A 25,112-nucleotide genomic window follows, 5' to 3' on the forward strand; every position below is an offset into this window, starting at 1 on the left:
CGATTTAAAATCTTATATTATCAATGGCTTATTAAACACCAAGATAACGCTGCTGCACATCCGCATCAAGATTTTCCGGTGTACCCTGCCAAACGGTTACACCTTTTTCCAAAATCACGCACTGATCTGCGACCGGCAATAATTCCGCCAAGGTTTTATCCACGACAATGATGGATTGACCGGTGTTTTTTAATGCACGGATGGCTTTCCAAATCTCCTGACGGATAACTGGTGCCAAACCTTCCGTTGCTTCATCCAACACGATCAGCTCTGGATTAGTCATCAAAGCGCGACCAATAGCCAACATTTGCTGCTCGCCACCGGATAATGTTTGAGCGGACTGCTGTCCGCGTTCTTCAAGGCGCGGGAAAAGCTTACCAACCGCTTCGATCGTCCATTCGCCATGACGTGCTGAAGCCAGCAGATTTTCATTCACCGTAAGATTAGGAAAACACCGCCGTCCTTCCGGCACAAGCCCAAGGCCAAGACGGGCAATTTTGTAAGGTTTTTGCCTGGTGATATCGGTGCCATTGAAAACCACTTTGCCACGCTTGGCCGGATTAAGCCCGAAAACAGAGCTGATCGTGGTCGTTTTCCCCATGCCATTACGCCCCATCAGCGCCAGCACCTCACCTTTGGCAATGGAGAGATCCACACCGAACAAAGCCTGAGAAGCACCATAAAATGTCTCAAGCTGATCTATTTGCAGCAACATTTAATGCCCCTCCCCCAAATAAGCTTCACGCACCAGCGGATTATTACGTATTTCACTGACACTGCCTGTTGCAATCACACGGCCATAAACCAGCACCGAAATGCGATCTGCGAGCGCGAAAACAGCGTCCATATCATGCTCAACCAGCAAAATAGGCGCTTCATCACGCAGTTTATCAAGAAAACCAGTCAAAGCGAGTGAGCCTTCCGGCCCCATTCCAGCCATCGGTTCATCCAAAAGCAAAGCTTTTGCCTGCAAGGCCAGCACAATCGCGATTTCCAATTGCCGTCTTTCGCCATGCGATAATTCGGCACTGACCACCAAACGACGTTCATAAAGCCCGACACGTTGCAAAATGTCTTCGGCTTCATCCACCAGCGCATGATCAGTGACAGCCGATTTCCAAAAACGAAAGCTTGAACCTTGCTTTGCTTGCAGCGCCAGAGTGACATTGCGAAGGGCTGAATATTCCGGCATCAAAGATGAGATTTGAAATGTTCGACCCAAGCCGCATTGAGCACGCTCTGCAACCGAAAGATCGGAAATTTCAGCACCGTTGAAGTGAATTGTCCCGCTGTTCTGACGCAAAGTGCCCGCAATTTGATGAATCAGCGTTGATTTGCCCGCTCCATTGGGCCCAATCAGCGCATGAATCTCACCTTTGCGTAAGTCAACGCTGACATCATCAGTGGCTTTGAGAGCGCCAAACGACTTGTTTAAATTCTGAATTGAGAGAATTGGTTCAGCCATGACGTGCCTTCCCCGTAATAAGTCCGATCAAACCGCCGCGTGCAAACATCACCACGCCCAGTAAAATCAGTCCTAAGAAAAACTGCCAATGTTCCACCGTACTGCCTAAAGCAAATTCAAACAGCACATAAAGCACCGCACCGGCAAAAGGACCGAACAAACGCCCTGTTCCGCCTAAAACAATCAGCACAATCAACTCACCCGACATATGCCACGAAAACATCGTCGGGCTGACAAAGCGGTTCAGATCGGCAAAAAGCGCTCCTGCAAGAGCGGTAATCATGGCAGACAATACAAATGCTGTAAGACGGATCTGGAACGGTTTGATACCGATGGAAGCCAATCGTGTTTCATTTTGGCGTGCACCTTGCAAGGCGGCACCAAAACGCGAATTTGTCAGCCGCCAAAACCCGTAAATCACTGCGATCAAAACGCCATAAGCAATTAAAAACAAATTGAGCGGCGCAAATGTATTGATGCCGAAGAACGTATTACGTACCGGTATGGATAGTCCGTCTTCGCCACCATAGGCTGGCCATGAAATGGCGAAATAATAAACCATTTGCGCAAAAGCGAGCGTAATCATGATGAAATACACGCCGGAGGTGCGTAAACTGATCGTACCGATCACCAGCGCTGTCAGGCCTGCTACCAGCATCGCGACAATCCAGATCACCAGCATCTGGTTGGTTGCGCCAATGGCAAATGGCCATTCCATAAATGAGGTGCTAGACATCACATGCGTGGCGAAAATACCCGCCACATAGCCGCCGATACCAAAAAACGCCGCATGACCAAAGGAAACCAGACCGCCAAGGCCAAGCGCCAGATTCAAGCCCGTCGCGGCCAATGCCAAAATGGCAATTCGCGTGGTGAGGTTCACATAAAACGGCTCGCCGATTATATGTGCAATCACGGCTACAAGCGGCAAAGCAACAAGTAAGAAAAGATTGAGAAGAGTTTCTGTTTTCATCACACTTCCCTATCGCTCTGTCGCAAACAGGCCTTTTGGCCTGAAAGTCAGAATAATCGCCATAACGATATAAATCAGCATCGAAGCAAGCGCCGTACCCGTTGTAGAAGCTTGTGACGGCGGAATGAACAAGGCAAAGAGTTTTGGCAGCAAGAAACGCCCCATTGTGTCCACCACGCCCACCAAAATGGCCGCATAAAGCGCACCTTTTATCGAACCAATGCCGCCAATCACAATCACCACAAAGGCAAGAATAAGCACTGGCTCTCCCATGCCGACTTGCACTGATTGCAAAGCCCCCACCAGCGCACCGGCAAAACCAGCAAGTGCTGCACCAAGTGCAAAAACAATCGTGTTCAGCTTGGCTATATCTACGCCCAATGCGCTGATCATTTCACGATCCGCTTCACCTGCACGAATACGCATACCAAGACGCGTTTTATTAATAAGCAGAAAAAGCCCAAGCGCCACCAAAATACCAGCGCCGATAATTGCCAAGCGATAAAGCTGATAATGCGCGCCACCCGGCAATATAACCGAGCCTTGCAACAGCGGCGGTATGTCGAGATAAAGTGGAAATGAGCCGAAAACATAGCGCGTTGCATCAGAAAAAATCAAAATCAGCGCGAAAGTTGCCAAAACCTGATCCAAATGATCGCGCCCGTAAAGCCTGCGCACAATGGTTATTTCCATCAGCGCGCCGGCAGCGGCAGCGCCTGCCAGACTTGCCATCAGCCCGATCCAGAATGAGCCGGTATAGGCTGCAACTGCTGCACAAGCAAAAGCGCCAATCATGAAAAGCGAGCCATGAGCCAAATTGATAATGCCCATCACACCGAAAATAAGGGTCAGTCCTGCCGCCATCAAAAAGAGCATAACGCCAAATTGCAGGCCATTGAGGAGCTGTTCAATAATAAGAGCCAGCGACACACGATCATCCTGTGGTTAAATGTGGGAAGGCTGTTTAAGCGCCTGCCGTAAAACCTGATATATCAATACGTTAAACAATCAGGTGGTCAAGGCATGCGATTGAGTAAGAACTCAATCCGCACGCCTTGATGGCTTGGATTTAAACGCTTGAGACCACAGCGTTTTTACATTTTACACTCGGAAGCGTAAGCATCCTGATGATCGGTAAAGGATGTCGCAATGATCTTATTGGTCAGGACACCGTCTTCCTTAATCACTTCGCGGATGTAAATATCCTGAATCGGGTGATTATTATTACCGAATTTAAACTTGCCGCGAACACTGTCAAAATCTGCTTCCTTAAGCGCCGCGCGGAAAGCCTCCTTGTCTTTGATGCTGGCTTTTGCAGCCGCAGACAAAATCAAATTGGCGGCATCATAACCTTGGGTTGCGTAAAGCGACGGGATTCGCCCAAACTCGGTTTTAAAAGCTTCGACATATTTCTTGTTGGCTTCATTATCGAGGTCTTTTGACCAATGCGACGAGTTTTTCACGCCCAGAGCTGCATCGCCAATCGCTGCCAACACGTCCTGATCGAAAGAAAAACCTGGTCCCATCACCGGTATATCAACACCGGACTGTGAATATTGCTTCATAAAAGCAATGCCCATGCCTCCGGGCAAAAAGAAATAGACCGAATCTGCACCTGAGGCACGAATTTCGGCAATTTCCGCCGCATAATCAGTCTGGCCAACTTTGGTGTAAACTTCGCCAGCCAATTCACCCTTGAAGAAACGCTTGAAACCCGTCAGAGCATCGGTGCCTGCAGGATAATTTGGCGCGAGGATGAAAGCCTTTTTATAGCCTGCATCATTGGCGTAATTGCCAACGGCTTCATGCAAATTATCGTTCTGATAGGCCGCATTGAAATAGTTCGGGTTGCATTTTTCACCAGCCAGTGCCGAAGGTCCGGCATTGGTGGAGATGTAGATCTTATCCTGCGCCACAACACCCGGTACTACAGCCATTGCCAAATTTGACCAGACGATACCGGTGAGAATGTCCACCTTGTCGCTCTGGATCATTTTATCGGCAATTTGCACCGCCAATTCCGGCTTTTGCGCGTCATCTTCAACAACGATTTCAATATCCTTATTGCCGGCTTGTTTTAAAGCCAGCAAGAAGCCGTCGCGAATATCAACGCCAAGCCCTGCCCCGCCACCCGACAAAGTGGTAATCATGCCCACTTTAATCGGTTCGGCCAAAGCTGTGCCTGAAAGCAGCATGCTAAGCCCTAGAAAAGCTGATGTAAGTTTTTTCATATTTTTCCCCTCAACATTTATTTTATAGTTCGTTATTAATTTGCTAGCATAAATTCAGGCAATTTCCAGAAGCGTTTTTGTCAAAATATGCTCCGGATCACTTAAACCGTCTATTATATTTAAGTGGTGCTTATCGGCTTCCTTAACAAAACTTGTCTCGCAATCAAATCCGCTCCAGATATTGGCATGTAAAGCACTTTGCCGGATGAATTCAGGCAGTTCTGCCCCACCAACCCATGCTGTCAGCTTGATATCTTTGACAGGTTCCAGCAAAGCGGGGCTTTGAGCATAGGCTTGTTGATCATCAAGCCGCAAAACATCATTCATTTCCGTTTTTATCAGTGGCCGCAGGTCACTTAAACCTGAAATCGAAACCGTATGCTTGATACGCTGCATGATTTTAGCATCAAGCGGAGAAGTTTTAGTGCTCATGCGGCTGACAATCTGACCACCAGCGGAATGGCCGGTCAGATAAATTGGCCCGTCTATTTTAGCACCGGCATGTTCGATCGCACGAGCCGCCTCATTAACAATATCTCCAATCCCCACATCAGGGCACAGAGTGTAAGAAATTACGGCTACCGCAAAACCATGCGCAAGAGCACCTGCCGCCAAATATGACGAGCAGGATTTATCAAGTTTCATCCAATATCCGCCGTGAACATAAACGACCAAGCCTTTATTTTGCTGATCTCTTTCAGCAATCGGATAAAACAGATCGTATTTATTGCGAGGCAAATTCCCATAAACAATATCAGAGTTCAAACGTCCTTCGCTTAATGCTTTCTCACGAAATTTAAGCGATTTTTGCTGCCACAGCGGCGGATAATCAGCCGAATTAGTGACTGCCAAAACATTGGAATACGCCAGATCCCAATCGATCTTTGCGATATCATTCAAACTTCGCACCTCCTTGTGTGTTCAGTTGAATTATGCTGCCGGTTTCTCTTTAAGATGAATATATCTGGCAACTGCACTATTGTCGTCACAAGATGAAAATAATTTCAAGCTTGAAGTTTCAAGCTTGAAATTATTTTGTTTGGTGTCAGGATAGAGAAGTAAATAAGATATCCGTTTTTGGGAGGAAACAATGTCTTATATAAAAATGAAACCTAGACCGGATGAACGTCTCTAATGCCAGATAGCAAGGTTTCAACATTAAAAATAGCAAGTGCTAACCGTTTGACTTCAAAGCAAAACTTACGCGTTTGGCTTAAAGTTTTAAAAACAACCAAGCATATTGAAACTATGATTCGCGAAAAGCTTCGTGATGAATTCGATACAACTTTGCCACGGTTTGATGTCATGTCGGCTCTTTATCGCTTCGATGACGGCTTGCGCATGTCTGAACTTTCCGCCGCTTTACGAGTTTCAAACGGCAATGTAACAGGCATTATTGAACGACTGGTTGCCGATGGTTCCGTCACCCGAGAAACAGTTTCTGGCGATAAACGTGCGACTATCGTACGTTTAACCAAAGCTGGCAGAACTTCCTTTGAAACATTGGCTGCTGCGCATGAAAAGTGGATTGATGATGTTTTAAAGGTTATCGAACCTGAGCAAAGCGCTACACTTTTAACAATAATGGATAAAATTGACCACTCCCGTGGTTTTACTGAAGGCTGATCCTCCCGCAGCCTGCTTATTATTTGATTCTAATAACAAATATAATGCATAGCAGGGGAATAAACATGCTTGGTCCTTCCGCGCATATTGATGAATTTTCACGCAATAATTTGCCGCCTTTTCAGGAATGGCCTGAGTTGCACATGTACAACTTTCAATATCCGGATTACCTCAATGCGGGCGTCGAATTAACAGATGCGATGGTTGCTAAAGGTTTCGGTGATAAAACAGCCCTTATCGGCAATGGCAGGCGCCGCACTTATAAAGAATTATCTGATTGGACCAACCGCATAGCCCATGTTTTGGTTAATGATTACGGGCTCGTACCAGGCAATCGTGTTCTCATCCGTTCATCCAATAATCCTGCCATGGTGGCATGCTGGCTCGCTGCCACTAAAGCCGGTGCTGTTGTTATTAACACTATGCCAATGTTGCGCGCTGGTGAACTAACAAAAATTGTCAATAAAGCAGAGGTTACACTGGCGCTTTGCGATAGACGCCTGATGGATGATATGCTCCTTTGCGCTCAGAACAGCACTTATCTCAAACGTGTTGTCGCCTTTGACGGCTCAGCAAACCATGATGCAGAATTGGATCATGCCGCACTGGATAAACCCGTTCAATTTGAAGCGGTCAAAACAGGGCGTGATGACGTTGCATTACTTGGTTTCACATCCGGAACGACCGGTGAACCAAAAGCGACTATGCATTTCCATCGTGATTTGTTAATGATTGCCGATGGCTATGCCAAAGAAGTGCTCAATGTTCAGCCGGAAGACATATTTGTTGGTTCGCCTCCCCTCGCTTTTACATTCGGCTTAGGTGGATTGGCGATTTTCCCACTCCGCTTTGGCGCGACAGCCGCCTTGTTAGAGCAAGCAAGCCCGCCAAATATGGTCAAATTGATCGAGGCCTATAAAGCTACAATCAGCTTTACCGCGCCTACAGCCTATCGTGTCATGCTGCAAGCTATGGAAGAAGGTGCCGATCTGTCGTCATTGCGTGTTGCAGTTGCTGCTGGTGAGACCTTACCAGCCCCTATTTATGATGCATGGATAAAGGCAACTGGCAAACCATTGCTCGATGGCATTGGTGCCACCGAAATGCTCCATATTTTTATTAGTAACCGCTTGGACGATTCAAGCCCGGCTTCTACGGGCAAACCCGTTAGCGGTTATGAAGCAAAAATTGTTAATGACAAAATGCAGGAAGTTCCACGCAATACAATCGGCCGCCTTGCGGTGCGCGGCCCCACTGGCTGTCGCTATTTAGCTGATAAGCGCCAACTTGATTATGTTTGCGATGGATGGAACCTCACCGGCGATGCATTCTATCAAGACGATGCCGGTTATTTCCATTTCGCAGCCCGTAATGATGATATGATTATCTCCGCCGGATATAATATTGCAGGTCCTGAAGTGGAGGCTGCCCTGCTCGCACATCCGGACGTTAGCGAATGCGCTGTTATTGGCGCTGACGATGAGGAACGCGGACAGCGTGTTCAAGCTTACGTCGTTTTACAAAAAGATTCTCAACAATCCGAGGCTATGATCAAGTGCCTTCAAGAGCATGTCAAACAACTCATTGCTCCTTATAAATACCCACGGCGAATAATATTTGTAGAAAGCCTCCCGAAAACGCCAACCGGAAAAATCCAACGTTATCTCTTAAAATCCGTGCAATAATAATTGAAAATGAAATTGTTGTACGCGAACAACTATCAACGATGGTGGTTGTACGCGTACAACAGAATTGCAAATGTAATTTAAAATTGTCAGTCCGGTGTCACCATTTGTTACGCAGACATAATTACTCATGGGGCCGCATCTTTCGATAAAGGGTTGCCGTGCAACCAGCGGACAAACAATTATCAAAAAAATCATATCTATAAAAATCCTTGTAACTGTTTGATTCTTGGTAGATAACGTGTCATTCTCCGTTCACCACGGCTTCTAGTTTAGCGTTCTTTGGCTGGTATCGGTATGGTAAGCAATCTCTTAATGAGTGATTGCTCTCTGATTAGAATCGGGTCATAATAATCAGCGCTTATATTAATCCATTTCGGAAAAAAGCGCTGATCAACGAGGTGGGTATGTCTATCAACAATGAAACAGAACGTCCGGTTGGCGAAAGTCTGCGTTCTTTGATTGCTGCTGATGCCGCTGAATTATCGCGGCAGTTACAAGCGCATCAGTTGAGAACATTTCCCCCGACAGCACAAAAAAGCATCCGTCTGTTTACACCGCATGAAGCTGCCGAATTCATCGGCATTCATGAGGGCTATTTGCGTCAGATCGTTGCTGAAGGTCACGGGCCTGAACCATTGCCCAATGGTCGGCGCATGTATTCCATTTACGACATCGAAGAGTTGCGCCGCGTTTTAGATGAGGGCTCGGGTAAGAGCTCGCCTAAATATATCCGTCATCGTCGTGATGGCGAAAAGCTGCAGATCATCTCTGTAATGAATTTCAAGGGTGGCAGTGCGAAAACAACCAGCACCGCGCATCTAGCACAATATTTGGCTTTACGCGGTTATCGTGTGCTGGCGATTGATCTTGATCCGCAAGCCAGCTTATCAGCTATGTTCGGTCATCAGCCTGAAATCGATGTTGACCACAATGAAACAATTTATGCGGCTATCCGCTATGACAAGCATCGCCGCCACATCACTGAGATCGTTCGTTCCACCTATACACCCGGATTGCATATCATTCCGGGTAATCTGGAATTGATGGAATTTGAGCATGAAACGCCTAAAATTCTAGCCGACCGTCAACAAGAGACAATGTTCTTCTCCCGTATTGGTGAATGTCTGGCAGAAATTGAAAGTGTTTATGATGTCATCATTATTGACTGTCCGCCTCAACTTGGCTTTTTGACCTTGTCAGCTTTATGCGCGGCTACATCTGTTTTGATTACCGTTCATCCGCAAATGCTTGATGTGATGTCCATGTCGCAGTTTTTGCATATGACTTCCGATCTCCTCAATGTTGTTGAGCGGGCAGGGGGCAATACTGAATATGATTGGATGCGCTATCTGATCACGCGCTTTGAACCCAATGATGGTCCGCAAAGCCAAATGGCCGGTTTCATGCGTTCTATCTTCGGTAATCGTGTATTGGAGCATGCGATGGTCAAATCAACTGCAATTTCCGATGCCGGCCTGACAAAGCAAACGCTTTATGAGGTTGACCGCGCACAATTTACGCGTGGTACTTATGACCGCGCGCTTGAATCTCTGACACTGGTTAATGGAGAGATTGAAGAAATGATCCGTAAAACATGGGGGCGCAAGTAATCCATGGCACGCAAAAACCTGTTTGATGTCAAAGTAACCCAACCAACCGAAGCCAATGAGCCGGTTGAACAAAGAACACGTCCATTAGGACGACCTTTGATGGGACTTGGTGAAAACATCAAGCCATCCAGCCCTGTCGGTGCGATTTCACAATCATTGGAAAATATGAATGTGCGCGCCAACCGTGCGGATGAAATTGAAAAACAACTTGCCGAAGGCCAGACAATCGTTGAGCTTGATCCGGAATTACTGGAAAGTTCCTTCGTTGTTGATCGTTTAGGCGTTGAACTGGAAGATCAGCAGGCTTTGATCGACCAAATCAAAGAACATGGGCAGCAAGTGCCTATTTTGGTACGTCCACACCCTGAGAAGCCAGGCTTTTATCAGGTTGCATATGGCCATCGACGCTTATCCGCCATTAAAACAATCGGCGGTAAAATTAAAGCTGTTGTACGCGATCTCAGTGATGATCAGCTCGTTGTCAGTCAGGGGCAGGAAAACAATGCCCGTACTGATTTAAGCTTCATTGAGCGTTGCTTTTTCAGCTGGCAACTCGAACAACGCGGTTTTTCGCGTGACATCATCATGTCATCGCTTGGCGTTGATAAAGCAGCCCTTTCACGCATGATTTCACTGGTTGAGCGTTTACCGGCCGAATTTATCAAAGCAATTGGTGCAGCTCCGTCCTTTGGCCGCCAAAGATGGGCCGAACTTGCCGATTTATTGAATGAAAAACCACGCTTCAACAAAGCAAAACAGTTGATTGAACAGCAAGATTTCATTTTGTTGCGCAGTGATGACCGTTTTACTCGTCTTTACGAAACTTTAAAAACAACAAAACCACAGGAAAAGCTCACTCGCGTATGGACTTCTCCAACAGGTATTAAACCGCTGAAAATTACGGAAACAAATACAAAGGTAACCTTTACCTTTGACCGTAAGGCAGCAGATGATTTTGCGAGTTTTGTTGAAGAGCGTATGGATGCGCTTTTTGATGAATATCGTGCAACGAAAATGTCAGATTAACAGGAGACATAAACAGCAAAAGAAAAAGGCCCCCTTAACGTCGCCGTCGTGGAAGCCCTTCTCGTGTGTGGTAACTTGAGAATCGCACTTCCCCGAATCACTGTCAAGCTTTTTGAGCGTCTTTTTGGCGGCCTGATTTCTTTTGCCTGATTTTAGGTGAGGAAAACATGGATTCTAATCTTGCATCGACACCATTTGGTGCTCGGCCGATGTCGTTTGCTCTTTTTTCTACACAAAAGCAAACACATCGAATCACTGAAAATACAGCTATTGATAAGTGGAAACTTTATCGCTGGCTCTGTGAAGGTAAGTCATTATTCAAAATAGGGGATCGCACCCTTGCTGTGCTTAATGCTTTATTGTCGTTTTATCCATCCAACGAATTGAGCACGGACAACAGCCTCATTGTCTTTCCATCCAACTGTCAATTATCGCTGCGTGCTCATGGCATGGCAGATGCAACATTACGCCGTCATTTAGCCAGCCTGTTGGAATGTGGTTTAATTATTCGCAAAGATAGTCCAAACGGCAAACGCTATGCTCATAAAGATAATAAGGGCGAGATAGCCAGTGCCTATGGTTTCTCACTTGCACCTTTGCTTGCGCGCGCTACCGAAATTGAAGAAGCTGCAAAAACTATTCGTGCACATCAGGCAGAAAATCGCCTCATGCGTGAGCGTTTAACGCTCCAACGTCGTGACATCACCAAACTTATCGAAATGGCTGAACAAAGTGCTCTTAACGGCCCGTGGGGAGCAATCTATAATAAATTTCGCGATATTATCAGCACCATCCCACGTCGTGCTAAAACCGCTTGTTTAGCGCAAATTGTCAAGCAGATGGACGCTTTGCGGGAAGAAATCGATAATACACTGAATTTACAGATAAAATCAGTAAAACTGAGCGGCAATGAAGCCCAAACTGAGCGGCAGCATAAGAGTTCTGAATCTGAATCTATAATAAAATTTGAAGCAGAAAATAATGCAACAATTGAACCAACTCCAGTTCAATTCAAGAAACAAATTGTACAAAACTATCCGCTAGATCTTATTTTACGTGCTTGCCCTGACATTAACGCTTATTCTGCTTGTGAAATTAAGCATTGGAATAGTTTTATTGCTATTACGAGACAGGTCAAAGGCTATTTAGGCATCAGCCAATCAGCTTTTTCAGATGCAATATCCGTCTTTGGTGAACAAAATACAGCAATTATCATTGCTTGTATGTTGCAACGTATTGATCAAATTCAATCTGCTGGCGGATATTTACGAAACTTGACCAATAAAGCGGCAACGACAAATTTTTCTATCGGTCCTATGCTCATGAGTTTGCTTAGAAATGAAAAACAAAAAGATCATATAAACTAAAACACCTGACGCTTTAATAAGACATAATCGAACATAAGTTGCACATGAACAACTTGTGAACCTATTGATTTTACATCTTTTTTGCAGAGGCATAGAGATTTTTAGGAGAGAAGATGCCGGTTTGAGAAAATTGTTCTTGTACGTAGCGCGCAAAAATTTGCACCGCAGGACGTGTATTATGCCGCTTTAATGTAAGACAGGTGACATCAGCAGTTGGCAGTGCTTCTTCTATTGCCAAAACGACAGTTCTGCTGCCGTCATAAGCATAGCTTGTACCTGGAATTGCATTATGGATTGTATAACCATGCCCGTGACCAACAAGCCCGCGAATGAGTTCATAAGAACTTGAGCGATAAATGATTTTCGGTTCTATCTGGCAGCTGTGAAAAAGGCGCAAAAAATAATCGCGCGAGAGTGGCAGATCCAGCAGAATAAGCGGTTCATATTGAAATTCGTAGATGCTGACTTTGTCACGATAAGCCAGTGGATGATTTTCAGATACAACAATATAAGGTGGCAATCTAGTCAAAGGACTGGAATTGATCTCATCGGGTAGGGCATAGGTATAAGCAATTGCAATTTCGATTTCACCAGCCAAAAGCCCTTCGGTCAGTTCCTGCTGATTTCCTTCTTCCATCCGTACATTAATACCGGGATAAAGCTTGCTGAAATCCGCCAACAGGCTTGGCATAAACCGTGTAGCAAGCGTTAGAAAGCAACCAACTGTTATTTCGCCAGCTAATTCATGCGACAGACTTTGTGTGCTTAAATTAAAATCATAAGCATGTTTTAATAATTGACGCGCTTCATTTACAAATTTGCGGCCTGCCACAGTTAAAGAAATACCTTTGGCGTGATGACGCAAAAATATCTCCATACCAATTTGCTGTTCGGCCTGAGAGATTGCTGCTGAAATAGAAGGCTGTGAAACATTCAAATGTTTTGCGGCCTCTGTAATGCTGAGGGCATCAGCAGCTGTGACAATATATTGTAAGCTTCGCAAAGAAAGCAGCATGGTGCAAATACCGTTGTTATTATTTGATTGCACACTAGTGAAGCCTATAATTTCTTATGATGAAAGTGAAAAATTGCATAGGAAAAAACTATGTAAAAGAAAGTTTAAAAATATTTTACAAATGCAATGAATTCTTTCATGATGGCTTTCAGGTCTGGAAATGAAATTTTTGAAGATAAAAATTATCCGACCGGCATAAAGAGTAAAAAACAGGGAACGGCTTTTTAAAAGCTAATAAAATAAATATAACATATTGTATTTAATACACTTTTTGATCTTCATAAAAAGCTGATCATCATATTTCGGGGAGGAAATATAAGTGTCTCATACTCTATCAAAACGGTTTATGCCCTATTTGATCGCTTTCGGGCTTGGATGCACAACTTATGCAGCCAATGCACAAGAAAAACTGGTCTTGGGCAATGAGGGGGCTTATCCTCCTTTCAGTATGGTTGACGCAAGCGGCAGGCTCACAGGTGTCGAGCCGGAACTGGCGCGTGAAATGTGCAAGCGCATGAATGTTGAATGCGAATTCGTCGTTATGGACTTCAAAGCGCTCATTCCGGCAATCCTGCAAAAGAAGCTTGATTTAGTTGCCAGCCAAACCAAACCATTACCTGAACGTGTCGACAAGGTTTTATTTGGCCGTCCAATCCTTTTTAATCCCGATAGCTATGTTATCCCGAAAGACAAAGATTATCAATTTACCAAAGAAGGCTTGAAAGGCCTTAAAATCGGGTTACAGCGCGGTTCCGCACAAGCCAAATATGTGCAGGAAACATTCGGCGATGCGGTTGAAATTGTTTCATTCGACAATCCCGATCAAATCCGCCTTGATCTTGCCAGCGGACGTCTGGATTTAAGTTTGGGGCCTAAAATCAGCTGGACAAATGAGTTTTTAAGTAAACCGGAAGGTGAGAATTGGAAATTTGCCGGCGGCGATCTGTGGACTGGCGGAGGAGAGAAGGGCTCAAGTTGGCTGGCACGCAAAGACAGTCAGGAACTGCTTGACCGGGTCAATGCAACGCTTGATGAAATCATCAAAGATTGCACCTTCACGGAAATTCGCAAAAAATTTATGCCGGTTGAATTGCTGCCGGAAGAGGCTGCGTGCCGTTAAAACCTGATGTTTTTTATATCAGGTAAATGTTTAAAGATGGCAGCTGCGTCATAAGCCTCCTGAGGCAGATTACCTTTTGCCGTCTTTAACAATATTCATTCCATGTAACTGATGAAGGCCTGAAAAGGATTGCTTTATGCAGATTTTAGGTTTCAGCCAGCAAATGCTCACCGGCGCGATGGTGTCGCTGCAAGTGGCTGTTTGTGCTTTTGTAATGGCATTGACGATTGGTGCGGTGGCTTCTGTTTTGACCTTGAAACAGAAAACTGTTTTTGGGGCATTCTGGATTATCTATGCCTCGATTTTTACCGGTGTTCCTTCACTTCTGGTCGCTTTTTTCTTTTATTATGCCGGCTCCGACATCATTGCCGCTATAACCGGCTTGTTTGGGGCGGAAATACGGATTGACCTGACGCCGTTTATCGCCGCGATTTTGGCGCTCGGTATGGTTTATGGCGCTTATATTGCGGATTTGTTGCGTTCGGCCATTCGCAACGTGCCCAAAGGCCAGTTTGAAGCAGCTGAAGTTTTGCAAGTCAGCAAGCGTTTTTTTGTACCCTTAATCATTGTGCCGCAAGTGATCCGCATTGCACTGCCTGCTTTGACCAATATGTGGATTGTGGTGCTGAAAGATACAGCCTTAATCTCGCTAATCGGGCTTAAAGAGATCATGGCTTATGCCAAGCTTGCCTCTGGTGTCACCAAGGAACCTTTTGTCTTTTATCTAATAGCATCGCTGTTTTTCCTGCTGATGACCAGTCTGACCTATTATGTTTCCAAACATATGCAGCATTGGTCCGATCGCGGTGCAGCCGTTTACGGGAAGGATTAAAGGTCATGTATTTTGATCCCGTTCTTGCCTGGAATAGCCTGCCGTTTTTGCTGACCGCCACTGCCCGAACGCTGTCCGTGCTTATTCCGGTACTGATTCTAGGCGCGATTTTAGCCGTTTATCTGGCGGTTATCCGTGTCGAAAATCGCAAAGGCTCAGGCTTTATTGCAGTTTACGTCAATTTTTTCCGTGGTGTCCCAAGCCTTGTTGTTCTTTACATGATCTATAGCGGTCTACCGCAATTCTCGGTCATCCGCGATACATGGCTCTGGACGATTTTCTCGCAAGCCTATCTCTGCGCTTTGATGGGGCTGACCTTGACCCATTCGGCCTATATGACCGAGATTGTTCGTGGGGGACTGGCGGTTGTTCCTAAAGGTTTGACCGAAGCCTCAGCCGTACTGGGACTTTCTGAGCGCCAGACTTTCTTTCGTTTGAGATTACCATTGGCCATCCGCTATTCTTTGCGTGCTTATCAGAATGAAATTCTGATTATGATCAAAAGTACTGCTGCGTTAAGTGCGATTACCATCGTGGATCTGACGGCTGCTGCTAACTCGATCTTTGATTATACCTATGATCCGTTTACGCCGCTTTTGACGGCTGCTGCGATCTATTGGTGCCTGACCAATATGGTGCGGTTATTGTTCAGCACTGTCGATAAAAACCTCAATCGTCATTTGATTGCACATATCAACTCATGATGCAGGAGATCGTCATGCAACATATTAAATCTGAGGAGTTCAGCATGCGTCGATCAATCAAGGATCCTGATTTTGAAGCTGGATTGACGAATGAAACATTGTCAAATCAGTCTGTTGTGATCGATATGCGTGACGTGAATAAATATTATGGTTTGTTTCATGCGCTCAAAAATATCACCTTAAGCATTAAATCCGGCGATATTGTTGTTCTATGCGGGCCTTCAGGCTCGGGGAAATCAACTTTGATCCGTACCGTTAATCATCTGGAAAAGCATAATTCCGGAACCATTACCGTAAATGGTATAGAGTTGAAACATGATACAAAATCTGTGCAGGCCGTGCGCTCGCAACTCGGCATGGTGTTTCAAAGCTTTAATCTGTTTCCGCATTTGACGGTTTTGCAAAATTGCACCTTTGCACTGCGTTTGGCACAAAAAATGCAGAAAAATCATGCAATCGAGCTTGCCATGGAAAAACTGGCAGAAGTGAATATCGCTGCACAGGCCGATAAATATCCGGCAGCATTATCGGGTGGGCAACAACAACGTGTGGCAATCGCCAGAGCGCTTTGTTTAAAACCACCGATTTTACTGTTTGATGAACCAACGTCAGCGCTTGATCCCGAATCGGTGGGCTCAGTTTTGAAAATTATGGAGCAACTGGCGGAAACCGGTATCACGATGGTTTGTGTGACCCATGAATTGGGTTTTGCCCGGAATGTTGCTGATCATTGTGTGTTTATGGAAAACGGCGAAATTGTTGAACAGGCACCAACAGATCGTTTCTTCGCCAATCCGGAGAGTGCGCGCTTAAAGCATTTTCTGTCTCAGATACTTCATTAAAAAAGCGGCCAATGCTTAGCCGTTACATTAAATACTGATTTATGGGAGTGCATTTTAATGTCTGCGATAGCTGAAATATCGGAAAATATCCGCTTCATGCCGGATGGCGATGGATATAAAGCCAGAATTGGTCTGATTTATATGGCTTCCAGTATCGTGATGGATGCAGAAATGGCTGCAATGGCGGCTGAAGGTGTATCAATCCATACAACGCGCATCAAACTGCCGAAAGTAACGGTTGAAGGCATTGAAGCGATGATGAATGCGCCCGAATTGGAGCAGGCAGCGCGTCTTCTTGCTTCCGCTCCGATTGATGTTTTGTGTTTTGGTGGCACAAGTGCCTCGTTTTTGCATGGCACAGCCTATGATCATGGGCTGATTGCAAAGATGAAATTATGGGCGCCGGACATTAAAATTACCACTGCTTCAACGGCAACGCTTGCCGCGTTAAAAGCAGTTAATGCAGGGCCTGTCGCACTTGCAACTCCTTATGTTGATGAAGTTCATGCCCGCGCTATACGTTTTTTGGAAGAAAACGGCCATCAGGTGGTTTCACATAAAAACTTGCGCATTGATACCGATCAGGCTTTAGCAGAGGTGCCATTGGAAGAAGTTTACCGGTTGGTGCGCGAAGTGGATCATGACGATGCGACAGCGATTTTTATCAGCTGCACCAATTTTCGCAGTGTCGGGGCAATTGAAGCGCTGGAAACAGCTTTGGGCAAGCCGGTTATTTCGGCCATTCAGGCATCTTTCTGGCACAGTAGCGGTTTGGTGACAAAAGAGGGCAGTAAACCGGGCTATGGTTCATTGATGAGCAAACCGGTTATCACCGTTTAAACGATCAAAATTCTCAAATTTTCAACAACGTCACATAGTTGTGTGTGACGTCACGATGATGCTTACTTTGAAGGTGAGTTATAATGGCAAATGCTGAACGCCTGAGCGAAAGCGCAACAAATTCCGACAATAACATTGGCGCATTGCTATTTTATAGTGACTTTGACAGTCCGGACGAGTGGAAAGAAGTTATCAAGGCTGAATTGCCGGAGCTTGACTTCCGAGTTTATCCGGATGTCGGTGATCCGGCAGAGGTTAAATATATTCTGGCATGGAAGCCCTATGACGGTTTTTTCAAGGAATTTAACAATCTGTCGCTGGTGATTAATCTTGGCGCGGGTGTGGATGCATTGTTGCAGCGCACAGATTTGCCGCAAGTGCCGATTGCGCGATTGTCGGATAGCGGCATGGTGCAATTGATGAAAAGCTATGTACTGTTTGCAGTGTTGCGTTATGCACGCGACATTCCAAGTTTTGAAGCGGCAAAACGCGCCAAAAGCTGGACTTATATTCATCCGCGCCCGCTGCACCGGATTAAAGTCGGTGTCATCGGTCTTGGACAACTTGGTGGTTCCGTTGCCGCGGCATTGAGCGCCTTGAGTTTTGATGTACGCGGTTGGGATGCTTATCCGAAAACCATTGAAGGCGTTAAGGTCTTTGCGCGCGACGAATTTGATCAGTTTACCAATGATCTCGATATTTGCGTCAATATGTTGCCGTTAACACCTGAAACAACCGGTTTGCTGGGAGAAGAATTTTTCAAAAATCTTCCATTCGGCTGTCATTTCATCAATGCTTCGCGCGGTGCTGTCATTGATGAAAATGCGCTTTTGCAAGCGCTTCAAAGCGGGCATATAGCAGGTGCTACACTGGATGCTTTTTGTGTGGAACCATTGCCTGAAGATCACCCGTTTTGGGTGATGGAAAATGTGCTGATTACACCGCATTTAGCCAGCATTACCGTGCCCGAAACAGCAGCGCTTGATGTGGTTGAAAATATTCGACGTATCAATCGCGGTGAAATGCCGAAACATCAGATCAACTTCGCCAAAGGTTATTAATCTGATTGTTCCAATGATTTTCCCTCCGTCCTCAAAAAAAGAACGCTCCCGACGAACCGCACTTTTGTCAGGAGTGTTTTTTAGGGACGGGATGTTTCGTCAATGGATAGATTACTGTGCTTTTAGCTTGGCAGCATTTACTTGTTTGATGGCTTGTTTGATGCCGATCCACAAACTAATACGGATAATAAAAAGGCTGATTAAAAATAAAATGCCTGCCACACCGGCAATCAGCATCGGGCCATTATATTCAATTTCACGCATTAAGTGTTGATTGGTTGCTACGCCCAATCCCCCGATGGCTGCAAAGAAAATTATGGTAACAATGACGCACAGAACAGAGATTTTCCATATGCGTGCACTCGCAGGTGCCGTCTGTTCGCGCATTACCCAGTTGCGTGCCATTGTCATTGCAGCGGCAGCAGTAATGACAAAGCCTATTGTGGCCATTTCGAGCTGGAAGAAATAATTGATTGCCAGATACACAATAGCCATCAGTGCAAAAATGGCTGCATAAACTCCAACCAGAAATGTGGCGGAAGCGGGACGGGCTTCGGAAGAAGACATGGATACCTCGGTATTAAACTTTGATCTGTGATTTTGAATATGAATGCCATTGTGGGGCAATGGCGAAATTTTGGTTTTAAATAGTGCTCGAAAGCTTTTTATGCATTCTTGTTTGAGCAGACGAGCAAAAACTAATTGCATTTATCATGATAATTGTCGTTTCCCTGCTAGTTTGACAATATCGACCAGATCAATTTGCGGGATATAATGGTGTTAAAAATGATGCGCAATTCACGATCAGCTCAAAAGAGACGGTCACGTCATTTATAGCGAGCAAACAAATGGTTACGCATTTTCTTTTTCATTTTATGAACGAAAATATCTGATTCCTAAAAAAATACATAAAATTTATTTAAAAATGACGATTGGATGAATTGCACTGAGTTTCACATAAGTTATTATTTTTAATGAATATTTTTGTATTATCGTTTGCGTGCAGCATTTGTGATTTCTCACTTTCAACATCTATTGGTATAATTGCCTATTGTTTTTTCGCTTTTTTTCGTATGAATTCGTATAGCTTTCGTAATGAGGAGATAATGAAGCAGTCAGTGTTCGTGTAATCCGGCCAGTGACTCATATTGATTGGTGTTATTCACGTGCATGAGTTTCGCTCTGTTTGTAGAGCTTTTTAGTGATCGCCAACTGACCTTTTGGAGGGAAGATATGCATACCCGTTTGATGACAACGACAATTCTCACCGGACTTCTGGGACTTGCACTGACCGCACCTGTCCTGGCACAAACCGAATTGGCTTGGTGGCACGCAATGGCCGGAGCCAATAACGAAGTGGTCAATGAATTGGCCAAAGAGTTCAATGAGAGCCAAAGCGAATATAAAGTCGCTCCTGTTTATAAAGGCAGCTATCCGGAAGCATTGAATGCTGGTGTTGCCGCATTCCGCGCCAAGCAGCCGCCAGCAATTTTGCAGGTATTCGATGCTGGTAGCGGTGTGATGATGGCGGCCGAAGGTGCTGTGATGCCTGTGGCCGAAGCATTGGAAAAGGGCGGCTATAAATTCGACAAATCCGCTTACCTTTCCGGTATCACCGCTTATTACTCCAAACCGGACGGTACTATGCTGTCCTTCCCTTACAACTCGTCTTCTCCGGTTCTTTATTACAATAAAGATGCTTTTACAAAGGCCGGCCTTGATGCAGAAAATCCGCCAAAGACATGGCCGGAAGTTTTTGAAGCTGCCAGAAAAATTAAATCCAGCGGTGCATCGGATTGTGGTTTCACCTCCACTTGGCTGACATGGATCCAGACCGAAAACTTAGCCGCATGGAACAATGTCTCCTACGGCAGCAATGAAAACGGTCTTGCCGGCAATGATGTGAAGCTTGCATTTAACAAAGAGCCGTTTGTGAGCCACTTCCAGTCTATTGCTGATCTGGCCAAAGAAGGCGTGTTCCGTTACGGCGGTCGCACCTCGGAAGCTAAAAACCTGTTCCTCTCCGGTGAATGCGCTATTATGACTGAATCATCCGGCGGCCTGGGTGATGTGATCAAGTCGGGCATCAATTATGGTATCGGCCAGCTGCCTTATTATGAAGGTCACGGCCCGCAGAACACCATTCCTGGCGGTGCAAGTCTTTGGGTTTTTGCAGGCCTGAGCGACGACCAGTATAAGGGTGTTGCCGAGTTCTTCAATTTCCTCTCACAGACAAAGATTCAGCAAAAACTACATGAAGTTTCCGGTTATCTGCCAGTGACCATGGAAGCCTATAAGGCAACCAAGGATTCCGGTTTCTATGAAAAGAATCCTGGCCGCGAAACACCCATCCTGCAGATGATGGGTCGTGAGCCGACAGAAAACTCTAAAGGTGTTCGTCTGGTAAACCTGCCGCAGGTTCGTGACATCATGAACGAAGAGTTTGAAGCTATGCTCGCCGGTAATCAGGATGCGCAGACAGCTTTGGATAAAGCGGTTAAGCGTGGTGATGCAGCAATTGCGGAAGCAATTCGCTAAAATGCATCATCTTTGAGCTTCTGCCGCCTGTTCTTAAAAAAAACTGGCGGCAGTCTTGTTTAAAGGAGAGATCGTGCAGAAAGTTACCTTTCCCAATAAGGTTCTGCCCTATGTGCTGGTGGCACCGCAAATTATTTTAACTGTTATTTTCTTCTTCTGGCCCGCCAGTCAGGCGATTTACCAATCGTTGATGCGTGAAGATCCCTTTGGCTTGCGCAGTGCTTTTGTAGGCCTAGCTAATTTCCAAACGGTACTTTCTGATCCAAATTATCTGCATTCTTTTAAAATAACGATTGTTTTCAACGTTTTGACAACTTTGTTGGCTATGGGCGTTGCACTTTTGCTGGCGACAGCCGTTGATAAGGTAGTGAAGGGGCAGACTTTCTACCGTACATTGTTGATCTGGCCTTATGCTGTTGCACCGGCGGTGGCCGGTATGCTTTGGCTGTTCATGTTTAATCCGGCTATGGGGACACTTGCCTATTTGCTGCGTAAAAACGGCGTTTATTGGGATCCGCTTTTGAATGGTGATCAAGCAATGGGTTTGATCGTTGTTGCGGCAGCGTGGAAACAGATCAGTTATAATTTCCTGTTCTTTGTGGCGGGCCTACAGGCTATTCCGAAGTCATTGATCGAAGCCGCTGCTATTGATGGGGCGAGGGGAGCTCGACGTTTCTGGACGATTGTTTTTCCGCTTCTGGCTCCAACCACTTTCTTCTTGATGGTAGTCAACATCGTTTACGCATTCTTTGACACGTTTGGCATTATCCACTCTGTCACGGGTGGCGGACCTGCCAAGGCCACCGAAACGTTGGTTTATAAGGTCTATAACGATGGTTTCGTTAATTTGAGCCTGGGTACATCGGCTGCACAATCGGTAATCTTGATGATTATCGTCATCGCTTTAACCGCAATTCAGTTCCGCTTCATTGAGAAGCGCGTGCATTATTCTTAGAGGAGGGCGGCTGTTATGATTGAAAAACGTCCGCTATCCAGTTTGATTGGGCATTTTATCCTGATCCTTGGGGTGATTATCGTCGCTTTTCCGATTTATTACACCTTCATCGCGTCATCGATGAGTTCGATCGAAATCATTCGCGCACCGATGTCATTGCTGCCGGGTGACCATCTGGTGGAAAATTATAAATCGGCGATTTTTGGTGGGGTGGAACGCGTTGTTGGTGTGAGCCTAGAACGCTTGTTGTGGAACACATTTGTTGTTTCCATGGTGATTGCTGTCGGCAAAATTATCGTGTCGTTTTTGTCGGCCTTTGCAATTGTGTTCTTCCGGTTCCGCTTCCGGATGGTGTTTTTCTGGATGATTTTCGTCACCCTGATGCTGCCGGTGGAAGTGCGCATTTTGCCGACTTACAAGGTGATCGTCGATCTTGGAATGATTGATACCTATGCCGGTTTGACGCTTCCCTTGATTGCCTCAGCGACTGCGACATTCCTGTTTCGCCAGTTTTTCCTGACCATTCCGGGTGAGTTGGTGGAGGCTGCGCGCATCGATAATGCAGGCCCTTGGCGCTTCATACGTGATATTTTGCTGCCGCTTTCAAAGACAAATATTGCAGCGCTTTTTGTGATCTTGTTTATCTATGGCTGGACGCAATATTTGTGGCCGCTTCTTGTCACCAATGATGCGAAAATGAATACAATTATTATCGGTTTGCGACGTATGGTCGATTTTGCCGATGCTTCCACACCATGGAATTACGTCATGGTTACAGCAATTCTGGCGATCCTGCCGCCCATCCTCGTGGTGGTGCTGATGCAGCGTTGGTTCGTCAAAGGTCTGGTTGAAACGGAAAAATAATGAGTAAAATTATTCTCGATAATGTTCGCAAATCCTATGATGGCAAAAATGATGTTATCAAAGGTGTTTCTCTGACCATTGATGACGGCGAATTTCTGGTGTTGGTCGGGCCTTCCGGTTGCGGGAAATCGACGCTTTTGCGCATGATCGCAGGCCTTGAAAGCATCACATCGGGCACAATTTCTATCCGTGATCGTGTGGTCAATGATATTGAACCATCCGAGCGTGATATTGCGATGGTATTCCAAAATTATGCGCTTTATCCGCATATGACGGTGCGCGAAAATTTGGCCTATGGTCTTAAAAACCGCAAAACCCCGAAAGCCGAGATTGAACGCCGCATTGAAGCGACATCAAAATCGCTGGAAATTCATGATTTTCTTGATCGCAAACCGCGCCAGCTATCTGGCGGTCAGCGCCAGCGCGTGGCTATGGGACGTGCGATTGTGCGTGAACCGGCAGCATTTTTGTTTGACGAGCCGCTTTCCAATCTGGATGCGAAATTGCGCGTGCAGATGCGGGTGGAAATCAAACGATTGCAACGCGCATTGGCGACCACAAGCGTTTATGTGACCCATGACCAGATGGAGGCCATGACGCTTGCCGACAGGCTGGTGGTCTTGAATGGCGGGCATATTGAACAAGTCGGCACACCGATTGAGCTTTATGAAAAGCCTGCTACGACCTTTGTGGCAACCTTTATTGGTTCACCATCAATGAATTTGTTGGCGCTTGATCAGGTTGGTAACAGTAATTTTGCGTTGAATTTGGGCGCTGGTGCTGACCTCTTAAGCAAAATCCATACAATCGGAGTTCGTCCTGAAGATGTGGTGATTGTCGATGCAGACAGCAAACCTGCATTTAAAGCGCAGGTTCATGTGGATGCGATCGAATTGGTAGGCGCAGAAAGCTATATTCACAGCCATTTAAATGATGATGTGAGCTTTATTTTCCGAGTTGCAGGACGCAGCCGTATCAATGTCGGTGACCTGCTTCATATCGGCGCCGAGGCTGAAAATATTCATCTGTTTGATCAGGCCGGAAAGCGGATTAATCTCTAAAAAACAAATGGTCAGCTTGGTTTGAACAAAGCTGACTGAAAAAATAATTATACATGAATTTTAGCTGGCGGAATGTTTGTTCCGCCAGTCTTTCTGATTTGTTGTTTTTTATAAATTAGAATTTTTGAATTATTTTTTGTTAAATATGGAATTATTCTTTCGTCTCTGTTGACAGAGGCAAGATTTAGTCCAACTATTTACTCTTCGCATTAAAAGCGAGCGGCGTGGAGGCGCCGTATAAATGGGAGGATTTCATGCGTTCAACTCTTTTTGTTGCGACTTTAGCAGCCGGAGCCTCAATGTTTGCGTATTCTGCGCAAGCAGAAGGTAATCTCAATCTTATCTGTTCCGCCGATGTGGTCATTTGTGAGCAGATGAAAAACATGTTTGAGAAAGAAACCAATATTCAGGTGAATATGGTTCGTCTTTCATCGGGTGAAACCTACGCAAAAGTGCGGGCTGAGGCGCGCAACCCTAAAACTGATATTTGGTGGGCAGGGACAGGTGATCCGCATATGCAGGCAGCCTCTGAAGGGCTGACACTGGAATATAAATCGCCAATGCTTGAAGAGCTCAATGATTGGGCGGTGAAACAGGCAGAAAGTGCAGACTATCGCACCGTGGGTGTTTATGCCGGTGCGCTTGGCTGGGGCTATAATAGTGATTTGCTGGCCAAGAAAAATCTGCAACCGCCAAAATGCTGGGCAGATTTGCTCGATGCAGGTTTTAAAGGCGAAATCCAGATGGCAAATCCAAATTCGTCAGGCACTGCCTATACCGCACTTGCAACACTTGTGCAGATTATGGGTGAAGAGGAAGCTTTTGATTATATGAAGAAGCTTAATGCTAATATTTCACAATATACCAAGTCAGGTTCAGCACCGGTTAAATCGGCGGCGCGCGGTGAAAACGCTGTTGGTATCGTTTTCATGCATGATGCGGTTTCAATGACAGCGGAAGGCTTCCCGATTGTGAGTGTGGGTCCGTGTGAAGGTACTGGCTATGAAATAGGCTCAATGTCGATCATTAAAGGTGCGCGCAATCTCGAAAACGCCAAGAAATGGTATGACTGGGCGCTGAAAGCGGACGTACAGTCTACAATGAAGGATGCAAAATCATTCCAGCTTCCTTCTAATAAAAATGCTGAAGTACCTAAAGAATCCCCGCGTTTTGAAGATATCAAGTTGATTGATTACGACTTCAAAACCTATGGCGATCCGGAAAAGCGCAAACAAATCTTAGAGCGCTGGGATCGTGAAATCGGCGCCAACGCCAACTGATGAAAGAGTAAATA

General features: G+C 45.6%; 24 protein-coding genes. 16 read left to right on the forward strand and 8 right to left on the reverse strand.

Annotation, left to right across the window (positions count from 1 at the left end):
- Positions 1 to 31 precede the first annotated feature (31 nt).
- From ACI0FR_RS11635 to ACI0FR_RS11660, 6 genes are all read right to left on the reverse strand, one after another.
- Complete coding sequence (locus ACI0FR_RS11635; protein WP_374832641.1) at positions 32 to 715, reverse strand: ABC transporter ATP-binding protein; 684 nt, start codon at positions 713 to 715, stop codon at positions 32 to 34.
- The gene (locus tag ACI0FR_RS11640; protein WP_374832643.1) at positions 716 to 1,465 is read right to left on the reverse strand and encodes an ABC transporter ATP-binding protein; all 750 of its coding nucleotides are present in this window, start codon (positions 1,463 to 1,465) and stop codon (positions 716 to 718) included.
- A complete protein-coding gene (locus tag ACI0FR_RS11645) occupies positions 1,458 to 2,438 on the reverse strand; it encodes a branched-chain amino acid ABC transporter permease (protein WP_374832645.1) in 981 nt (326 codons plus the stop codon). Before ACI0FR_RS11645 ends, ACI0FR_RS11640 begins: the two co-directional genes overlap by 8 nt.
- 9 nt (positions 2,439 to 2,447) lie before the next feature.
- Positions 2,448 to 3,368 carry a branched-chain amino acid ABC transporter permease gene (locus ACI0FR_RS11650; protein WP_374832647.1) on the reverse strand — a complete coding sequence of 307 codons (921 nt, stop codon included), beginning with the start codon at positions 3,366 to 3,368 and terminating at the stop codon, positions 2,448 to 2,450.
- 164 nt (positions 3,369 to 3,532) lie between these two features.
- Positions 3,533 to 4,669 (reverse strand): ABC transporter substrate-binding protein, encoded by a 1,137-nt coding sequence (locus ACI0FR_RS11655; RefSeq protein WP_404907620.1) that lies wholly within the window; start codon positions 4,667 to 4,669, stop codon positions 3,533 to 3,535.
- 54 nt (positions 4,670 to 4,723) lie between these two features.
- On the reverse strand, positions 4,724 to 5,569 hold the full coding sequence (locus ACI0FR_RS11660; RefSeq protein WP_404907622.1) for an alpha/beta hydrolase: 846 nt from the start codon (positions 5,567 to 5,569) through the stop codon (positions 4,724 to 4,726).
- A gap of 348 nt (positions 5,570 to 5,917) precedes the next feature.
- On the opposite strand from ACI0FR_RS11660, the gene ACI0FR_RS11665 reads away from it, so the two are divergent.
- The 5 genes from ACI0FR_RS11665 (at position 5,918) to repC (ending at position 11,986) form a co-directional block, all read left to right on the forward strand.
- Positions 5,918 to 6,295, forward strand: a complete 378-nt coding sequence (locus ACI0FR_RS11665; RefSeq protein ID WP_404909769.1) for a MarR family winged helix-turn-helix transcriptional regulator — start codon at positions 5,918 to 5,920, stop codon at positions 6,293 to 6,295.
- Positions 6,296 to 6,360: 65 nt separating this feature from the next.
- Positions 6,361 to 7,980, forward strand: a complete 1,620-nt coding sequence (locus tag ACI0FR_RS11670) for an AMP-binding protein (RefSeq protein WP_404907626.1) — start codon at positions 6,361 to 6,363, stop codon at positions 7,978 to 7,980.
- Between the two features lie 407 nt (positions 7,981 to 8,387).
- Positions 8,388 to 9,593, forward strand: a complete 1,206-nt coding sequence (gene repA / locus ACI0FR_RS11675; RefSeq protein ID WP_374832657.1) for a plasmid partitioning protein RepA — start codon at positions 8,388 to 8,390, stop codon at positions 9,591 to 9,593.
- A gap of 3 nt (positions 9,594 to 9,596) precedes the next feature.
- Positions 9,597 to 10,619, forward strand: coding sequence for a plasmid partitioning protein RepB (repB, locus tag ACI0FR_RS11680; RefSeq protein ID WP_404907628.1), 1,023 nt, complete (start codon positions 9,597 to 9,599; stop codon positions 10,617 to 10,619).
- 167 nt (positions 10,620 to 10,786) lie between these two features.
- Positions 10,787 to 11,986, forward strand: coding sequence for a plasmid replication protein RepC (gene repC / locus ACI0FR_RS11685; RefSeq protein WP_404907630.1), 1,200 nt, complete (start codon positions 10,787 to 10,789; stop codon positions 11,984 to 11,986).
- A 70-nt stretch (positions 11,987 to 12,056) separates the two neighbouring features.
- Here the strand turns inward: repC and ACI0FR_RS11690 are convergent, their stop codons facing one another.
- Positions 12,057 to 13,001, reverse strand: a complete 945-nt coding sequence (locus ACI0FR_RS11690) for a LysR family transcriptional regulator (RefSeq protein WP_374832663.1) — start codon at positions 12,999 to 13,001, stop codon at positions 12,057 to 12,059.
- Positions 13,002 to 13,320: 319 nt separating this feature from the next.
- On the opposite strand from ACI0FR_RS11690, the gene ACI0FR_RS11695 reads away from it, so the two are divergent.
- The 6 genes from ACI0FR_RS11695 to ACI0FR_RS11720 all read left to right on the forward strand — a co-directional run bounded on the left by ACI0FR_RS11695 (position 13,321) and on the right by ACI0FR_RS11720 (position 18,400).
- Entirely contained in the window at positions 13,321 to 14,121 is an 801-nt protein-coding gene (locus ACI0FR_RS11695; RefSeq protein WP_374832665.1) for a transporter substrate-binding domain-containing protein, read from the forward strand.
- Positions 14,122 to 14,257: 136 nt separating this feature from the next.
- A complete protein-coding gene (locus ACI0FR_RS11700) occupies positions 14,258 to 14,953 on the forward strand; it encodes an ABC transporter permease (RefSeq protein WP_374832667.1) in 696 nt (231 codons plus the stop codon).
- Between the two features lie 5 nt (positions 14,954 to 14,958).
- Positions 14,959 to 15,657 (forward strand): ABC transporter permease, encoded by a 699-nt coding sequence (locus ACI0FR_RS11705; RefSeq protein WP_374832669.1) that lies wholly within the window; start codon positions 14,959 to 14,961, stop codon positions 15,655 to 15,657.
- Between the two features lie 44 nt (positions 15,658 to 15,701).
- A complete protein-coding gene (locus tag ACI0FR_RS11710; RefSeq protein ID WP_374832671.1) occupies positions 15,702 to 16,499 on the forward strand; it encodes an amino acid ABC transporter ATP-binding protein in 798 nt (265 codons plus the stop codon).
- Positions 16,500 to 16,556: 57 nt separating this feature from the next.
- Complete coding sequence (locus ACI0FR_RS11715; RefSeq protein ID WP_404907633.1) at positions 16,557 to 17,339, forward strand: maleate cis-trans isomerase family protein; 783 nt, start codon at positions 16,557 to 16,559, stop codon at positions 17,337 to 17,339.
- A gap of 83 nt (positions 17,340 to 17,422) precedes the next feature.
- Positions 17,423 to 18,400 carry a 2-hydroxyacid dehydrogenase gene (locus ACI0FR_RS11720; RefSeq protein WP_404907635.1) on the forward strand — a complete coding sequence of 326 codons (978 nt, stop codon included), beginning with the start codon at positions 17,423 to 17,425 and terminating at the stop codon, positions 18,398 to 18,400.
- A 111-nt stretch (positions 18,401 to 18,511) separates the two neighbouring features.
- Here ACI0FR_RS11720 and ACI0FR_RS11725 read toward each other — a convergent pair whose 3' ends face one another.
- Positions 18,512 to 18,967, reverse strand: a complete 456-nt coding sequence (locus tag ACI0FR_RS11725; RefSeq protein ID WP_374832677.1) for an ABZJ_00895 family protein — start codon at positions 18,965 to 18,967, stop codon at positions 18,512 to 18,514.
- Positions 18,968 to 19,633: 666 nt separating this feature from the next.
- Between ACI0FR_RS11725 and ugpB the strand changes: the two genes are divergently transcribed.
- From ugpB to ACI0FR_RS11750, 5 genes are all read left to right on the forward strand, one after another.
- A complete protein-coding gene (ugpB, locus tag ACI0FR_RS11730; RefSeq protein ID WP_374832679.1) occupies positions 19,634 to 20,938 on the forward strand; it encodes a sn-glycerol-3-phosphate ABC transporter substrate-binding protein UgpB in 1,305 nt (434 codons plus the stop codon).
- Positions 20,939 to 21,011: 73 nt separating this feature from the next.
- A complete protein-coding gene (gene ugpA / locus ACI0FR_RS11735) occupies positions 21,012 to 21,893 on the forward strand; it encodes a sn-glycerol-3-phosphate ABC transporter permease UgpA (protein ID WP_374832681.1) in 882 nt (293 codons plus the stop codon).
- 15 nt (positions 21,894 to 21,908) lie between these two features.
- Positions 21,909 to 22,757 (forward strand): sn-glycerol-3-phosphate ABC transporter permease UgpE, encoded by an 849-nt coding sequence (ugpE, locus tag ACI0FR_RS11740; protein WP_374832683.1) that lies wholly within the window; start codon positions 21,909 to 21,911, stop codon positions 22,755 to 22,757.
- Positions 22,757 to 23,818, forward strand: coding sequence for a sn-glycerol-3-phosphate import ATP-binding protein UgpC (locus ACI0FR_RS11745; protein WP_404907637.1), 1,062 nt, complete (start codon positions 22,757 to 22,759; stop codon positions 23,816 to 23,818). Before ugpE ends, ACI0FR_RS11745 begins: the two co-directional genes overlap by 1 nt.
- Before the next feature lie 254 nt (positions 23,819 to 24,072).
- A complete protein-coding gene (locus ACI0FR_RS11750) occupies positions 24,073 to 25,098 on the forward strand; it encodes an ABC transporter substrate-binding protein (protein WP_374832687.1) in 1,026 nt (341 codons plus the stop codon).
- Positions 25,099 to 25,112: the final 14 nt, after the last annotated feature.

The organism is Paenochrobactrum sp. BZR 201-1, from assembly GCF_044987585.2.
Lineage (GTDB): Bacteria > Pseudomonadota > Alphaproteobacteria > Rhizobiales > Rhizobiaceae > Paenochrobactrum > Paenochrobactrum pullorum.

Bases quoted from the DNA above. Each gene is read 5' to 3' on its own strand.
- ACI0FR_RS11635 (WP_374832641.1), bottom strand. From the start codon at position 715: ATGTTGCTGCAAATAGATCAGCTTGAGACATTTTATGGTGCTTCTCAG.
- ACI0FR_RS11640 (WP_374832643.1), bottom strand. From the start codon at position 1,465: ATGGCTGAACCAATTCTCTCAATTCAGAATTTAAACAAGTCGTTTGGC.
- ACI0FR_RS11645 (WP_374832645.1), bottom strand. From the start codon at position 2,438: ATGAAAACAGAAACTCTTCTCAATCTTTTCTTACTTGTTGCTTTGCCG.
- ACI0FR_RS11655 (WP_404907620.1), bottom strand. From the start codon at position 4,669: ATGAAAAAACTTACATCAGCTTTTCTAGGGCTTAGCATGCTGCTTTCA.
- ACI0FR_RS11665 (WP_404909769.1), top strand. From the start codon at position 5,918: ATGATTCGCGAAAAGCTTCGTGATGAATTCGATACAACTTTGCCACGG.
- ACI0FR_RS11670 (WP_404907626.1), top strand. From the start codon at position 6,361: ATGCTTGGTCCTTCCGCGCATATTGATGAATTTTCACGCAATAATTTG.
- repA (WP_374832657.1), top strand. From the start codon at position 8,388: ATGTCTATCAACAATGAAACAGAACGTCCGGTTGGCGAAAGTCTGCGT.
- repB (WP_404907628.1), top strand. From the start codon at position 9,597: ATGGCACGCAAAAACCTGTTTGATGTCAAAGTAACCCAACCAACCGAA.
- repC (WP_404907630.1), top strand. From the start codon at position 10,787: ATGGATTCTAATCTTGCATCGACACCATTTGGTGCTCGGCCGATGTCG.
- ACI0FR_RS11690 (WP_374832663.1), bottom strand. From the start codon at position 13,001: ATGCTGCTTTCTTTGCGAAGCTTACAATATATTGTCACAGCTGCTGAT.
- ACI0FR_RS11700 (WP_374832667.1), top strand. From the start codon at position 14,258: ATGCAGATTTTAGGTTTCAGCCAGCAAATGCTCACCGGCGCGATGGTG.
- ACI0FR_RS11705 (WP_374832669.1), top strand. From the start codon at position 14,959: ATGTATTTTGATCCCGTTCTTGCCTGGAATAGCCTGCCGTTTTTGCTG.
- ACI0FR_RS11710 (WP_374832671.1), top strand. From the start codon at position 15,702: ATGCGTCGATCAATCAAGGATCCTGATTTTGAAGCTGGATTGACGAAT.
- ACI0FR_RS11715 (WP_404907633.1), top strand. From the start codon at position 16,557: ATGTCTGCGATAGCTGAAATATCGGAAAATATCCGCTTCATGCCGGAT.
- ACI0FR_RS11720 (WP_404907635.1), top strand. From the start codon at position 17,423: ATGGCAAATGCTGAACGCCTGAGCGAAAGCGCAACAAATTCCGACAAT.
- ACI0FR_RS11725 (WP_374832677.1), bottom strand. From the start codon at position 18,967: ATGTCTTCTTCCGAAGCCCGTCCCGCTTCCGCCACATTTCTGGTTGGA.
- ugpB (WP_374832679.1), top strand. From the start codon at position 19,634: ATGCATACCCGTTTGATGACAACGACAATTCTCACCGGACTTCTGGGA.
- ugpE (WP_374832683.1), top strand. From the start codon at position 21,909: ATGATTGAAAAACGTCCGCTATCCAGTTTGATTGGGCATTTTATCCTG.
- ACI0FR_RS11745 (WP_404907637.1), top strand. From the start codon at position 22,757: ATGAGTAAAATTATTCTCGATAATGTTCGCAAATCCTATGATGGCAAA.
- ACI0FR_RS11750 (WP_374832687.1), top strand. From the start codon at position 24,073: ATGCGTTCAACTCTTTTTGTTGCGACTTTAGCAGCCGGAGCCTCAATG.